The sequence below is a fragment of the Clostridium malenominatum genome, assembly GCF_039521365.1.
Lineage (GTDB): Bacteria > Bacillota > Clostridia > Clostridiales > Clostridiaceae > Clostridium_AW > Clostridium_AW malenominatum.
The window spans coordinates 386,031-400,999 of sequence record NZ_BAAACF010000003.1 but is presented as its reverse complement, the minus strand read 5'-3'; the positions used below and the strand labels follow the sequence as shown (position 1 = coordinate 400,999).

The following is a 14,969-nucleotide window of genomic DNA, read 5'->3' as shown; positions in this document are numbered from 1 at the left end:
CATATAATACAATTATAAGTAATTTCGGGGAGGAGAAAACTTGGTAGAAGAACAAATCAAGAAAAAAATTGAAGAAGAGTATTCATTAGAGCCTTGGGACATAGAAAAGGTGAAAAATGTTTATAGGGTAATGGTGAATAAAGATAAGTATTGTTTAAAGATAATTAAGTATGAATTCAACCATTTTTTCTTTATATTGTCTGCTATTAAACATCTTCAAAACAACGGATTTAAAAGCATACCTAAAATTATAGAAACCACTAAAGGTAAGGATTATATTATGCTACCCAATAGCTGCGCATATTTAACTCCGTGGATAGAGTCAAGAGCCTGCAATTATGATAATCCATTTGAACTTAAATTAGCCGCAAAAAAATTAGGGGAGCTTCATGTAAAAAGTAGGGGGTTTAGATTAAGTGAAAGTATGAAGCCTAGAATAGGATGGTTCAAATGGTTCGAGAATTTTTCCAATAAAAAAAGAGATATAATAGATTTCAAAAATATTATAGAAAAGAAAGATAAGAAAAGTTATTTTGATATTTTATATGAAAAACACATAGAAGAGGAAATAGGAAGAATTAATAAATCTATAGAGGATTTATATAATAGTAATTATTTCTGTAAGATGAAAAAAGAAATAGGGAGTAAAGGATTTTGTCATCATGATTATGCCCATCATAATGTTTTAATAGATGAAGAGAATGAAATAAATATAATAGATTTTGATTATTGTATTTTAGATAGTCACTTGCATGATTTATCAAGCTTGATTATTAGAACTATGAAAAACGGGAAATGGGATATAGGTAATGCTAATTATATATTAAATAATTATAGTTTAATAAACTCTATAACCCAGAAAGATATAAGTATTATGGCTGCTTTCATAGGATTTCCTCAGGCCTTTTGGCAATTAGGTATACAATATTACATTGAGAAGCAGCCATGGGAAGAAGAAGTTTTTCTAAACAAGTTAAATAAAGTTTGTGAGGATAAGGACTTAAGAGAAGACTTTGTTAAGGAATTTAAAAATATTAGGTATTAATTTATGCTGGAGGTAGATTTATGAAAATTGTTAATACCTTTGAACAATATTTAATATCCAAAGGTATAGAAGTGGTTCAAGAAATTAATTTTGATCTAAAAAGCAAGAAAATAACGGAAGAAATGCTAAAGGAACAACTTAAATTGATTAGTGAGTTTCATGAAAAAGTTAAGGGAAGCACTATAGGTGTAAAGGAAAGATTAGATAGTAGAGCAGGTAGAATAGTAGAAAACTATAAAGTAAATATAAAAAAGCTTAAAAGAGACATTGTTAGATTTAAAGAAAATGGGCCTTCTCACATATTTGAAGAAATAGTTCTTTATAAAGGTGATGAATATGTAAATAGGGGTGAGGAGGTAATAAAAACTATATATGATAATAATTATTATGATTTAATATTAAGAAGCATGAAAAATAAAGAAATATGTTTGGGTAATGTTGATTTCAGTAATTTAGTTAGCGGAGAGAATATAAAAATAAAATCAGCTAAAAAAGCTAGCTGTAATATGGTAGAAATAGATTGTTATAACCTATTATATAAATATAAGAAAAAGGGATTAGACGTAAATTTTAAAGAGCTTACTAGATATTTTTGTGAATTAGAAAACTTGGAGGATAATAGTTATCGATTTATAATAGCTTGTCTATCGTTTCCTTATGAAGTGACAAAGCAATGTAATAATTATAGATTAAGAAAAGGAGAGTTTACAGAGGATGAGTATTTGCTAAAGTTACAAAAGGCTATTGTTCAAGACTCCATGACTCTGTTATAGTGGGGGTGGCTATGAGAGAAGTATATAGAAATGTTAATGATTTAGTTAAATATGATTTAGATATAGAACTTTTTAATAGATTTGATTTAGAAGTTTATGATATATATCCATTAAGAAGTATTTTTATAGTAAGTACAAGCAAAGGAGATAAAATACTTAAGAAGGTGGATTATGGGAAAGAAGACTTATTATTCATTCATGAAGGACTAAGTTATATAAGAGATAAGTTCAATAGAGTTATGAATTTTGTTAGAACAGTAGATGGAAACATATATGCTTTATGGCAAGACGAAATGTATTGCATGATAGATATAATTGAAGGAAGAGAAAGTGATTATTCTAATCCCTTAGATCTTATTGCTATGACAAAGGGGTTAGCAGAACTACATGTTGCGTCTACAGGTTTTGATAGACATTTAAAAAGTAGATTTAAACTAGGGCAAATGATAAATAAATTTTACAGGTGTTTAAAGGAGATTGAGGTCTTTAAAAATATAGCTGAAATTAATGAGGGCGAAGGGGAATTTAATGAAATTTTCTTATGTAGGGTAGAACACTATATAGAAGAGGTTAAAAAAAGCATTAATTTATTAGAAGCATCCCCTTATTATAAACTTTGCGAAGATAAAAATAAAATAGCTCTATGCCATCATGACTTGGCTTATCATAATATAATATTAAAAAATAATGAAGCCTATTTTATAGATTTTGACTACTCTATAGTGGATTTAAAGGTTCATGATATATGTAATTTTATGAATAAGGTATTAAAAAGCTCTGCATATGACATAGAACAGGGGAAAATAATTTTAAAGGAATATGGACAAATCAATGAAATAGATAGCAGAGAAATGGCAGTGCTTTACGGGGTATTAACTTTTCCACAAGATTTTTATAGTATAAGTAGAGATTATTATACAAGAAGAAAGGATTGGACTGAGGAGTCTTTCATAAATAAATTAAAGAAGAAAACAGAAATTGAAGAGTTTAGAATAGAATTTTTAAAAGAATTTGAAGGCTTGTTATAAACAAAAGCTGTCCTAGAGTAGGGCAGCTTTTATTTTATGAATTAATTATTTTATTATAGGCTATTAAGGTGTTTTTAGCTGTATTATGCCAATTTAGCTCTGAAGTTCTAATTAGCCCTTTTAAAGATAAATCTTCAGCTAGTTCCTTATTTTTAAGTACATCATACATAGAGTTGCAAAGTTCATCTACATCCTGAGGATTTATCAAAAGTGCAGCATCGCCTGTTACTTCAGGAATTGAAGTGGAATTTGATGCTATAACAGGTACACCACAAGCCATAGCTTCTGCTGGAGGTAAACCAAAACCTTCATAAAAAGAAGGATAAACAAATAATTCTGAGGCATTGTATAAAGTTGGCATATGGTCTAAAGGTATGAATCCAGGAAATATTACCTTATCCCCTACTTCTAGGTCTTCACACCGCTTTTGGTATAAGGGATAAGATAACCCTTGTTTCCCTGCAATTACTAGCTTTATATCCTTTTTATATATATCTAATAAATTACTAAAGGCTTCAATAAGTCCTAGTATATTTTTTCTTGGACTAAATCCTCCTACATAAAGTATATAATCCTCCTCTATAGAATATTGTTTTTTCATAAAGGCTTTGGAAAGCTTTTTATCTAAAGGAACATATATATCTTCGCTTGCTAAGTGGGTAACATAGATCTTTTCCTTTGGAAAATTAAAGGTCTCCAAAATATCCATTTTGGAATAATTAGATACAGTTATTATTCCATCGCACATTTGGACTATCTTTGGGAGGACTTCGCTAAAAAGCTTTAAGTACCTTGCGCTAGAAGTTTCAGGCATTTTATAAGGTATTACATCATGGAGTGTTATTACAAAGGAGCATTTTTTATCTAAAGGCAAACCTATTCCGTTTTGAGGGACGTGGTATAATTCAATGTCTTTACCCTTTAATATATTGGGGATATTAACCTCATCCCAAAAGTTTTCTTCTAAATTTTCAGTGATTTCTTCAATAGAAAAATTAGATTTAAAGTCAATATTGCTACTGCAATGGTGAGGCAAAAAAACCGTATAATCATTTACGGAATCTATTTTATTAATATAATTAATTAACTGATAAGTATAGGTACCGATGCCAGTACCTCTATACCAGTTGGCGGCCCTTCCGTCTATTCCTATCTTCATGAGGATTATCCCTTTCATAAACTAATCATAATTTATTATATTAGTTAATATGAAAAAGTGTTAATGAAATAAGAATATAATAACATATCTTCTAAAATTATAATTAATTACATATAAATTATAAGGAGGTGATTACTATGATGAGAGAATTTGAAATAGAAAGACAATTTGATATTAAGATCGAAAGCTTAAAACCTAATAAGGGTGTCTATTTACTAAAAACAAATAAGGGTCCAAGATGTTTAAAAAGAATAAATTATGGAATTCAAAAATTATTATTTGTCTATGGAGCTAAGGAGCATTTAATAGCCAATGATTTTCCTCATATAGATAGATATTTCTTAAATAGTGATGGACATCCTTATGCTATAGTAAATGAGGATATTTATACTCTATCTGAATGGATTGATGGGAGAGAAGCGGATTTTAGAAATAAGGATGATTTAATAATTGCAGCAGAAAATCTAGCCAAGCTTCATATTGCATCGATAGGATATGAACCCCCTGAGAATAGTAAATTAAAATCAGACTTAGGAAGATGGCCTAACTTAATGGAAAAGAGGATAAAAGCTTTAGATAAAATGAGAGATATGTGCAGAAAGAGGAGTAATAAGGGAAGCTTTGATATGAACTATCTTAAACATTTACAGTTCTATAAAAATATAGGGAAAAGAGCCGTTAGTGTGCTAAAAGATTCAAAATACAATGAGCTATGCAGAATAGCTGAGGAAGAAAAAAGCTTTTGCCACCATGATTATACCTATCATAACATAATTATAACTAATGAAAATGATGTGAATGTTATAGACTTTGATTATTGTAAAAGAGAAATAAGAACTTATGACATATCCTCTTTTATGATTAAAGTACTAAAAAGGGTGGACTGGGACATAGAATATGCAAATCTTATCCTAGATTCTTATAATAAGATTTACCCACTTCAAAGCTGCGAATACAGGGTTTTATTTGCATTTTTATTATTTCCTCAAAGGTTTTGGAGATTATCCAATAGATATTACTATAATGAAGTAAACTGGCCATCTAAAACCTTTAGTAATAAAATGGAGGAATTAGTAGCTGAGCAGGATAAATATATGGAATTTATTGAGAAGTTTAAAAATATGTATGATCAAAAAGAATAGTTCCTAAGGCATGCATTACTAAAATGTAAGGCATGCCTTAATTTTTGCACGGAAATTAATATGCTCTCATATTATGTAACATAAGTTTTGATTATTGGAGAGGATTTTATGCAGGTAGGAGATATTGTAGTAAGAAAATCCTATGACAAGGATATTACTTTTAGGATAATAGATATTAAAGAAAGTGATAGTGGAAGTATTTATGTGTTAAAGGGAATTAACTTAAGAATTATTGCAGATTCCTTAGGAGAGGATTTGGAAAGAGTAGATAAGGATACTTGTAGCGATTATGAACAAATATTTAATAGAAAAGTAAATACATCAATAAAAAAAATATTATTAAATAGGACAGCTATAGATTTAAGAAATTTAAATAGATCAGTAGCTGTAAAAGAAAAAAAAGACCTATCCTTTGGAAGACCAGGGAAAATACTTCACGTGGATGGAGATGCAGAATATTTAGATGTATGTTTAAAGGTTTATAAGCAATTAAATCTAGATGCGGTAGGGAAAGTAATTAAAGAAAGTGACCAACCTAAAGAAATAGTAGAAATGGTGAAACTTGTTAAACCAGATATTGTGGTTATAACTGGACATGATGGGGTGGTTAAAGATATTAAAGATTTTATGGATTTAAATAACTATAGAAATTCAAAATACTTTATAGAAGCAGTTACAGAGCTTAGAAATTATGAACCAGGGTATGATAACTTAGTTATATTTGCAGGGGCCTGCCAATCACATTATGAAGCTATATTAGATGCTGGTGCTAACTTTGCCAGTTCTCCAAGTAGAGTACTTATTCATTGCTTAGATCCTGTATTCATATGTGAAAGTATAGCTTACACTAATATTGAAAAAGTAGTATCCATAAAAGATGCTCTTCAAAATACAATAAGTGGCGCAAAGGGAATAGGAGGGCTTCAAACAAGAGGAAAATATAGAGAAGGATTCCCAAAATCTCAATATACGTAGAAAGTTGCGAGGCGATTTTACCTAGTTTTTTAGTTAAATAGTTAATTAGTTAATGAATAAATTCCATAAAGGAATTTCCACCTAAACTAAATAACTAAAAAACTAATAAACTTTTAAAATTGCATCGCAATTTTTGCATTTCCAGTTTTATTAGTAATCTTGAATAATTATGAAGATTATAGGTAATAATAACTTATGAGAGGAAATCGATAATTAATCGATGTAAAGCTTTAAATTTATTTATAAAATCCTTAATATAAATGTTGACAAATTGTAAATTTAGATATAAAATATTAGGTTTACTTGACTTAATATATATCATGATATATAATATAAGATGTGGAAAGAGGGTGTTTAGTATGGAAAGAGGAAATGTATTGGCTGCTATTAGAAGAGATATAGAACGCCATGTTGGAGAACCTGTAACTCTTAAAGCAAATGGGGGAAGAAGAAAAACCCTTGTAAATAAGGGAGTAATAGAAAAGACTTACCCCAGTATATTTGTCATCAGACTAGAGAGCGACACCCAAAGGACAGTGACATATAGTTATTCTGATGTACTAACAAAGACAGTTCAATTAGTTTATGCGTAATAAAGGCAGTACCTTATTTGTACTGCTTTTCTGTGTTTGCAGTTGATAGTTTTTTAAATAAATAGTTTCTAAATGTTTTAGTTAACGCAAAAAATCCCTTAAAGGGATTTTTTTATTTTTATAATTATTTAATTAAAATCTAAAAAGCAAAGCAACTAAAAAGAAAGATGGTAACCGCCATCTTTCAACTATGGTATAAAAGGGTATTGAGAATTTATGAGAGGTTATATGGTTAACAACCATTTTTATAATACGACAAAAAAATGTATATGTCAACAAAATATTCCCTTTGTAAACCTATACAAACAGGGTATTTATAGCTTAAAAATTTTACAAATAAATATTTAAAGTTTAATCATATTTTCTTAATTTAAGTTATATAAATAAATAGTAGGTTTATATAGGAGGGGAAAGGAGTATGAGTATGGAGCTTATTAGAGAGAATATAGAATGTGAACAGCTTTTGGGAGAGAATTCCGCTGACACAGTTGTTAAGGCAGAGTACGTAATACCGGATACACATCCGGATATAACAGAAATATTGTGCATAGAATCCAAGCCTTTCATTGTTGGTAGAGAAGCTATGAAAGACAAGGTCTATCTAGATGGACAAGTAGAATATAACATTATTTACTTAGCTAAGGAGGAGAATGGTGTAGGAGTCCATAGCATTACTTATGTAGGTAAGTTTTCAAACTACATTGATATGCCTGGAGCAGAACATAAAATGAACTGCCAATGTGAGTGCTATGTTGAACATATGGATTGTAATATAATTCATGAAAGAAAGATAGGGATTGAAGGTATAATAAAATTAAAAGCAGACGTTTATAAAAACTATAATTTTGAAATAATAAAGGATGTAGAGAACTCTTCTGATGCTCAAATGCTTAAAAATCCAATGCAGGTGGATAAAGTTATAGGAAATTACGGCTCCGACATGATTGCAAATTGTAATATTAAAATTCCAGCAGACAAACCAGAAATCGGAAATGTGTTAAAGTGTGATTTGAAAATACGTAAAAGAGAAGTAAGAATTCTTGAAAATAGGATGTCTATAGAAGCCTCTATACTAATTAACTTACTTTATAGAGGTAAAGATACAAAAGATATAGTAATGATTACCGAAGAAGTTCCCATGACTAAAGAATTAGAAATTGACAACTTAAACTCTATGATGGATAACTACACTGAGTTTAAAGTGGATTCTATGCAGATGAATATTAGAGAAGATGAAGATGGGGAAAACAGAAATGTTGAAGTAGAAGCTTTAGTTAAAACCGATTCGAAAGTAACTCATAAAGAAGATATGGATATGATAGAAGATATATACTCTCCATCAGCATTTATGGACATTAAAAAGAATAATTATAACTTAAATGTAATTCATGGTCAAACTACAACAGAAACTGTAGTTAAGGGTGATGTTGAAATAGAAGGACCTAAGCCATTAGAAGTGGTAATGTGTTCTGGTAGAGTTTGCATAACTGATAAAAGAATAGTTGAGGATAAAGTTATAGTTGAAGGAGTTTTAAATGCAGATATAATTTATAAAACAAAGGACGAGGAAAAATATATATGTAGTGTATCAGAGGAGATGCCTTTCTCGTGTCCAGTAGAGATTCCAGGATGTAAGATTCATATGCATAGTACTGCTAAGGCATTTTTGGAGAATATTGAAGCCGATGTAGAGGCTGGAGGTATAGTTCTTAAGGCATTAGTTAAGATTTATGCAATGACCAGCTATATGATGCCTAAGGAATTTTTAGTAGATATATCTCAAGTAGAAGGGAAATTACCAGAAAAGAAAGCCAGCGTAACTATATATATAGTGCAGCCAGGAGATACATTGTGGAAAATAGCTAAGAGATATTTTACAACAGTGGAAACCTTAGTTAAAATCAATAATATTGAAAATATTGATTATATAAAACCAGGTCAAAAGTTAATAATACCTGGAAGAGCATATTTATAAAATTAAAGCCTGTAGTTAATGAGTAACTACAGGCTTTAATTTTATTCTCTTTTCTTTTTAAGTGTATAATCCTCATAAAGTTGGAAAAAATATAGAATACTTAGAACAAAGGAGTGCTTTTTGTGGCGGAAAAAATAAAGGGTAATTTAATAATAATCGGTGGAGCAGAAGATAAAAATGGAGATAAAAGCATATTAAAAGAAGTATGTAGTCAAATTAATAAAGAAGAAGAAGAGTTGATAATAGCTACAGTTGCATCAGAAAGCCCAGAAAAAAAGGGTTCTGAGTATAATAATATTTTTAGTGACTTAGGTGTAAAGAATATATCTATACTCAATGTAAGAGAAAGGAAGGATGCCTTTGAACAGAAAAATATAGAAGCTATTAATAAAGCATCTATTATATTTTTCACAGGAGGAGATCAATTAAGAATAACGAGCTTGCTGGGAGGGACAGAACTTTATAAGACTATGCTTAGAAGATATGATGAAGGCTGTACTTTTGTAGGAACTTCGGCTGGAGCATCAGTAATGAGCGATACAATGATTGTTTCAGGGCCTAATGATGAATCCCCTAAAAAGTGTACTTTGAAAATGGCCCCAGGACTTGGGCTTATTAGAGGAGTAATAATTGATCAGCATTTTGCTCAAAGAGGAAGAATAGGAAGGCTTCTTGTAGGAATTGCGGAGAATCCCCAAAGTATTGGCATTGGTATTGATGAAGATACTGCAATAGTAGTTAATAGAGAGGCTCAGTTTAGAGTGATTGGTTCTGGTGCAGTATATGTTATAGATGGAAGCAATATTACATATACAAATGTTTCTGAGCAAAATCAAGATGAAATTCTATCAATATACGGTATAAAGATGCATGTATTAAAGAAGGATGATAAATTTGATTTAAGTAGGAGGATACCTTAAAAAATGAAGATTTTAAGATATAAGTATTACAGTGGAAGAAATATATATTGTCATAGGCCTTGTGTAAAGATGGAAGTAGATTTAGAAGGTTTTAAGGATATACCTAGTAAGGATATTAAAGGATTTAATGATAAGTTGGTCCAATTATTGCCTATCTTAAAGCAACATGAATGTGGAATCGAAGAAGAAATGGGTTTTGTTAAAAGATTAATTGAAGGGACCTATTTAGCACACATTTGTGAGCATATATGTATCGGTTTGCAAAATATGATAGGATTAAAAGGTGCTTATGGAAAAGCTCGAGAAATTAAGGATGATTTGTATTACATAATATATGAAGGAGAATATAAAAGAACCTCTATAGAAACAGGTAAAACAGCTGTAATGATAATAAATTCATTGATCAGCGGAAAAGAAATAAATATAGATGAGTGTATAAATAAGCTTAAAGACACACTAAAGAGAGAGCAAATGGGACCGAGTACACTAGCAATAGTAAGGGAAGCTAGAAAAAAGAATATACCCTTTTTAAGGATGGGTGATGGAAGTATACTTCAGTTAGGATATGGAAGTACGTCTAAAATGATTGAAGCCACTATCAGTGGAAATACAAGTGGAATAGGTATTGACATAGCTTGTGATAAATTGCTTACAAAAGAATTGCTATATAATCAGTGTTTACCTGTAGCAGAAGGGGTAGAAATTTTGAATCCTGTTCAATTATTGATAGAAGCTGAAAGAATAGGCTATCCCCTGGTGCTAAAACCTAGATTTGGCAACCAAGGTAAAGGAGTTTGCGTAAATTTAAGAAATGAGAAAGAATTAATCCAAGCCTATAATACTATACTAAAAAATTATAAAGATGTAATAATGGAAGAGTATATTAAAGGAAAAGATTTCAGAGTTTGTGTAGTAGATTATGAAGTAGTGGCTGTATCTCAAAGAGTTCCACCATACATTATAGGAGATGGAAGTAGTAGTATTCTTCAGCTGATAAATGAACTAAATAAAGACAGTAGAAGAGGAGAAGGTCATGAAAAACCTTTAACCAAGTTAAAAATAAATGAAGAATTAATTAATTATATTTCAAAGAATTGCTATTCATTAAATTCTATACCGAAAAAAGGCGAAAAGGTAGTTTTAAGAGAAAATGCCAATTTATCTACTGGAGGAATTGCAATTGATTTTACAGATGTAATATGTAAAGAAAACATTGAGATTTGTAAAAGAGTTGCAAGAACAATAGGGTTAGATGTATGTGGAATAGATATTTGCTGTACAGATATATCCAAACCTATAGATGGGGCAATAATAGAAGTAAATGCTGCCCCAGGTATTAGAATGCATGAACATCCTTATGAAGGAAAAAGTAGAAATGTTGGTGGTGCTATAGTAGATATGTTATTTAAAGATACTCAAAAGCAAATACCTATAATATCTGTAACAGGAACTAATGGAAAGACCACTACGGCAAGATTAATATCATATGTATTATCTTTAGGTGGATATAAAACTGGACTTACTACAACAGGTGGTATATATATTGGAAATCACTGTATAGAGACTGGTGACACTACGGGTTACAATAGTGCAATGACGGTATTAACCAATAAAGAAGTAGAGGTTGCAGTATTAGAGACTGCAAGGGGAGGAATTATTAAAAAGGGGCTTGCTTATGATTTAGCTGATGTAGGAATAATAACTAATATAACCTCTGACCATCTAGGTATAGATGGTATAGAAACCATAGAAGAATTAGCCTTCGTTAAATCTTTGATAGTGGAAGCTGTAAAGGATGAAGGATACTCTATAATAAATGCAGATAATGATGTGAGCTTAACTTTATTAGATAGGATAAAGAGTAATATTATTTTATATTCTAAGGATAAAAGTAATAAGGCTTTAACAAAACATATGGAACAGGGAGGATATGGTATATATTTGCATAATGATTTTATATATGTTGAAAAGGATGGAAATGTATTTCCTATAATAAAAGTTAAGGATATAAAAATTACTCTAGAGGGAAGACTTACATACAATATAGAAAATGCCATGGCAGCTTGTGCGGCTTTAATAAGCCTTGGAATAGATTATGCAATAATAAGAAAAGGAATGCAAAACTTTTATCTTGATGAAATTCATAATCCAGGAAGATTTAATTTGTATAAATTAAAAGATATTACTGTTGTAATAGATTACGCACACAATGTGGAAGGCTATAAGGCTGTTATGGAAGGGGTAAAGAAACTTGATTATAAGAGATTAATAGGTATTATAGGAGTTCCTGGAGATAGAAAAAATGAAGATATAATTAGGCTAGGTAATATTTCAGGAGAAAATTTTGATCAAATTTATATAAAAGAGGATATAGACAAAAGAAATAGAAAAGAAGGGGAAGTGGCTTCCTTACTTACTAAAGGAGTATTAAATAGTGGATTTGAAGAGAAAAATATAAACATTACATTAGATGAAATAGAAGCTTTAAAGAAAGCTATAAAAGAATCTAAAAAAGGAGATCTGATTATAATATTCTTTGAAAACTACGAACCTTTACTTAAGATAGTTAAAGAGGAAATGAAAGAACTTAATAAATCTGGAGAAGCGCTAGCATAGTTAACTTTTCCTTTGCTATTAATAAAAAAAGCTATACAATAATATTGTATAGCTTTTTTAGAGGAGGATTTTAACCATGAAATGTAAGGCATATGCTAAAGTAAATTTATCACTAGACGTTTTAGGGGTAAAGGAAAATGGATATCATTTGTTAAGTATGATAATGCAGTGCATAGATTTATATGATGAGATAGAAATAAAAGAAAAGGAAAGTGGTATAAAAGTCTATTGTAGCGATAAGAGGATTCCTACAGACAGAAGAAATTTAGCTTATAAGGCTGCAGAGATTTTTATGGAAAAGTATAAAATAAATAAGGGAATAGAAATACACATAGAAAAAAATGTTCCTTCTGAGGCTGGCTTAGGGGGAGGAAGTAGCGATGGAGCTGCAGTATTAAAAATGATGAGGGATTTATTCAAGCCTGAAGTTTCTAATGAAGATTTAGCAGTTCTAGGGGAAAAACTTGGAGCGGATGTTCCATTCTTTATATACGGAGGAACAGCCCTATGCGAAGGCATAGGAGAAATAATAACTCCCTTAAATAATTTTTCTAATCATAGATTAGTTTTAGTGAAACCAAACTTTGGAGTTTCTACAAAAGAAGTTTATGAAGAAGTTGATAAGAAGGTTTTAAAAGAAAGACCTGAAACAAAGCAAATAGTAGAGTATATAAATAATAATGAATTAGAGTCATTGTGTAATAGTATGGTGAATGTATTGGAAAGAGTTACTTTGGAGAAATATCCCGTTTTGATTAATATAAAAGAAGAAATGAAAAACCTTGGAAGCATAGGCGTACTAATGAGTGGGAGTGGACCAACTATATTTGGATTTTTTAAAGAAGATGAACTTGCTAAAGCTTGCTATGATTATATGAAGAACAAATATAGCCAAGTGTATATTACTAAAACTATTTAACTCATATACTTAAAAGAAGAGAAAAGAGTGTAAAAAGCTCCGCTCTCTTCTTTTTTATTTTTATTTCACATACCTACAATGAATAATTAATAATTATATGTAAAAAATAAATAAGATTATAAAAAGTTAGGGGGATAATTTTATGGATATAATAGAGCTTTTTGATAAGTATTTGTTAATGCTTGTGACCTTTCAAGCTTTTGTAGCTGTTTTTATTGATAGCAAAAGTTTTAAAAAAGCTAATAAGTTCAAGACTTCTAGGCAAATAAAAACTATAGGAATTATGTTATTTTCCATAACTTTGATTTTATATATAGTAGCTCAGTTTTCCTATTAAAATCATAAGAATAGGGGTGAAGAAATGAAGGAAATAGTAAGAGATATGGTATCAGATAAGGTAGATGAAAACTTAAAATATTTAAAAGAGCTTTTTAAAGGAACTTCCGACATTGTTTTCAGAGAATTTTATATAGATAAAACAAAGGGTTTGCTTGTTTACGTAGACGGTATGGGAGATAGAACTCTTTTAAATAACTTTGTACTAGAAAGTTTAATGCTACATAAGAGAGAGTTAGATATTGAAGATATCAAAGATAAGTTGCTAACAGTATCAGACTTAAGAGAGGTAGAAAAGTTAAGTGAGGCAATAGACGCTGTACTATCCGGGGATACGCTTTTTTTAATTAATGGACTAGATATTTGTTACGTTATTGCATCTCGTTTCTGGCCAGCAAGAGGAGTGTCAGAACCTTCTGGTGAAACGGTGGTGAGAGGAAGTAGAGATGGATTTACAGAAACCGTTAGATTTAATACAGCTTTAGTTAGAAGAAGAATAAGAGATACTAGATTAAAGGTGATACCTAAGGTTGTAGGAAAAAGATCCAAAAGTGATGTGGTTTTAATGTACATAGAAGATATAGCCCAAGATAGCATAGTGAATGAAGTATTAAAAAGAATAGATCACATTAACATAGATGCAATTTTAGATAGTGGATATGTAGAACAGTTAATAGAAGACGATAAGTGGTCATTATTTCCTCAAACGCAAAGTACTGAAAGACCGGATGTGGTAGCTGCAGCTCTTTATGAAGGTAGAGTTGCTATTCTAGTAGATAACTCCCCTTTTGTCATAATAGTTCCTACTACGTTACCGAATCTATTTCAAAGTCCAGATGATTACTATCAAAGATGGATGTATGGTTCTGTATTTAGATTAATAAGATTTATTTCCATAATCTTATCAATAGTACTACCTAGTTTGTATGTAGCTGTTACTTCCTTTCATCCAGCTATCATTCCAACTAAACTAGCATATTTTATTGCTGCTTCTAGAGAAGGAGTCCCATTTCCGGCTTTTATAGAAGCTATAATTATGGAAATAAGCATGGCTCTCCTTACTGAATCAGTAGTCAGATTACCTAAGCCTATAGGATCAACTATAGGTATAGTAGGTGGATTAATTATAGGGCAGGCGGCAGTAAGCGCAGGAATAGTAAGTCCAATAATGATAATAATAGTATCCATTACTACAATAACAAGTTTTACTACTCCAAGTTATCAAGTAACGTCAGCTTTTAGGATAATAAGATTTATACTGATAATTTGTTCATCCATAATGGGGCTTTATGGTATAATGCTTTGTTTATTAATAGTGCTGGCACATCTTATTAGACTTAAGAGTTTTGGAGTATCTTATTTAGCGCCATTTTCCAATCCTAAAAAAGGTGATTTTAAAGATATGATAATAAGATTTCCCTTAAAATTTATGAAAGAAAGACCAGAATATATGGATACAAAAGATAGAGTAAGACAGGAATAAAAAGA

Annotated in this window: 13 protein-coding genes; 12 read left to right on the top strand and 1 reads right to left on the bottom strand. The window is 30.3% G+C overall.

What is annotated here, in order from left to right; genetic code table 11:
• Window positions 1-40 precede the first annotated feature (40 nt).
• Genes ABDZ69_RS13780 through ABDZ69_RS13770 form a run of 3 tightly spaced genes read left to right on the top strand, consistent with a single transcriptional unit; the run spans window position 41 to window position 2,846 of the window.
• Window positions 41-1,045: a CotS family spore coat protein gene (locus tag ABDZ69_RS13780; protein ID WP_343770494.1), complete on the top strand. Its 1,005-nt coding sequence runs from the start codon at window positions 41-43 to the stop codon at window positions 1,043-1,045.
• Between the two features lie 20 nt (window positions 1,046-1,065).
• A complete protein-coding gene (locus ABDZ69_RS13775) occupies window positions 1,066-1,818 on the top strand; it encodes a spore coat protein (RefSeq protein ID WP_343770493.1) in 753 nt (250 codons plus the stop codon).
• Window positions 1,819-1,829: 11 nt separating this feature from the next.
• Window positions 1,830-2,846 (top strand): CotS family spore coat protein, encoded by a 1,017-nt coding sequence (locus ABDZ69_RS13770; protein ID WP_343770491.1) that lies wholly within the window; start codon window positions 1,830-1,832, stop codon window positions 2,844-2,846.
• A gap of 34 nt (window positions 2,847-2,880) precedes the next feature.
• Here ABDZ69_RS13770 and ABDZ69_RS13765 read toward each other — a convergent pair whose 3' ends face one another.
• Complete coding sequence (locus ABDZ69_RS13765; protein WP_343770489.1) at window positions 2,881-4,005, bottom strand: glycosyltransferase family 4 protein; 1,125 nt, start codon at window positions 4,003-4,005, stop codon at window positions 2,881-2,883.
• A 137-nt stretch (window positions 4,006-4,142) separates the two neighbouring features.
• On the opposite strand from ABDZ69_RS13765, the gene ABDZ69_RS13760 reads away from it, so the two are divergent.
• The 9 genes from ABDZ69_RS13760 (at window position 4,143) to ABDZ69_RS13720 (ending at window position 14,964) form a co-directional block, all read left to right on the top strand.
• Window positions 4,143-5,147, top strand: coding sequence for a CotS family spore coat protein (locus ABDZ69_RS13760; RefSeq protein ID WP_343770487.1), 1,005 nt, complete (start codon window positions 4,143-4,145; stop codon window positions 5,145-5,147).
• Window positions 5,148-5,255: 108 nt separating this feature from the next.
• Window positions 5,256-6,122 carry a sporulation peptidase YabG gene (gene yabG / locus ABDZ69_RS13755; RefSeq protein WP_343770486.1) on the top strand — a complete coding sequence of 289 codons (867 nt, stop codon included), beginning with the start codon at window positions 5,256-5,258 and terminating at the stop codon, window positions 6,120-6,122.
• Window positions 6,123-6,481: 359 nt separating this feature from the next.
• Complete coding sequence (locus ABDZ69_RS13750) at window positions 6,482-6,715, top strand: Veg family protein (protein ID WP_343770484.1); 234 nt, start codon at window positions 6,482-6,484, stop codon at window positions 6,713-6,715.
• A gap of 418 nt (window positions 6,716-7,133) precedes the next feature.
• Window positions 7,134-8,690 carry a DUF3794 and LysM peptidoglycan-binding domain-containing protein gene (locus ABDZ69_RS13745; protein WP_343770482.1) on the top strand — a complete coding sequence of 519 codons (1,557 nt, stop codon included), beginning with the start codon at window positions 7,134-7,136 and terminating at the stop codon, window positions 8,688-8,690.
• 122 nt (window positions 8,691-8,812) lie between these two features.
• Window positions 8,813-9,610, top strand: a complete 798-nt coding sequence (locus tag ABDZ69_RS13740) for a cyanophycinase (RefSeq protein WP_343770481.1) — start codon at window positions 8,813-8,815, stop codon at window positions 9,608-9,610.
• A 3-nt stretch (window positions 9,611-9,613) separates the two neighbouring features.
• Window positions 9,614-12,226: a cyanophycin synthetase gene (gene cphA, locus ABDZ69_RS13735; RefSeq protein WP_343770479.1), complete on the top strand. Its 2,613-nt coding sequence runs from the start codon at window positions 9,614-9,616 to the stop codon at window positions 12,224-12,226.
• A 76-nt stretch (window positions 12,227-12,302) separates the two neighbouring features.
• The gene (ispE, locus tag ABDZ69_RS13730; RefSeq protein ID WP_343770477.1) at window positions 12,303-13,145 is read left to right on the top strand and encodes a 4-(cytidine 5'-diphospho)-2-C-methyl-D-erythritol kinase; all 843 of its coding nucleotides are present in this window, start codon (window positions 12,303-12,305) and stop codon (window positions 13,143-13,145) included.
• Between the two features lie 142 nt (window positions 13,146-13,287).
• A complete protein-coding gene (locus ABDZ69_RS13725) occupies window positions 13,288-13,482 on the top strand; it encodes a CLC_0170 family protein (RefSeq protein WP_343770475.1) in 195 nt (64 codons plus the stop codon).
• Window positions 13,483-13,506: 24 nt separating this feature from the next.
• Window positions 13,507-14,964 carry a spore germination protein gene (locus ABDZ69_RS13720; protein WP_343770473.1) on the top strand — a complete coding sequence of 486 codons (1,458 nt, stop codon included), beginning with the start codon at window positions 13,507-13,509 and terminating at the stop codon, window positions 14,962-14,964.
• Window positions 14,965-14,969 lie beyond the last annotated feature (5 nt).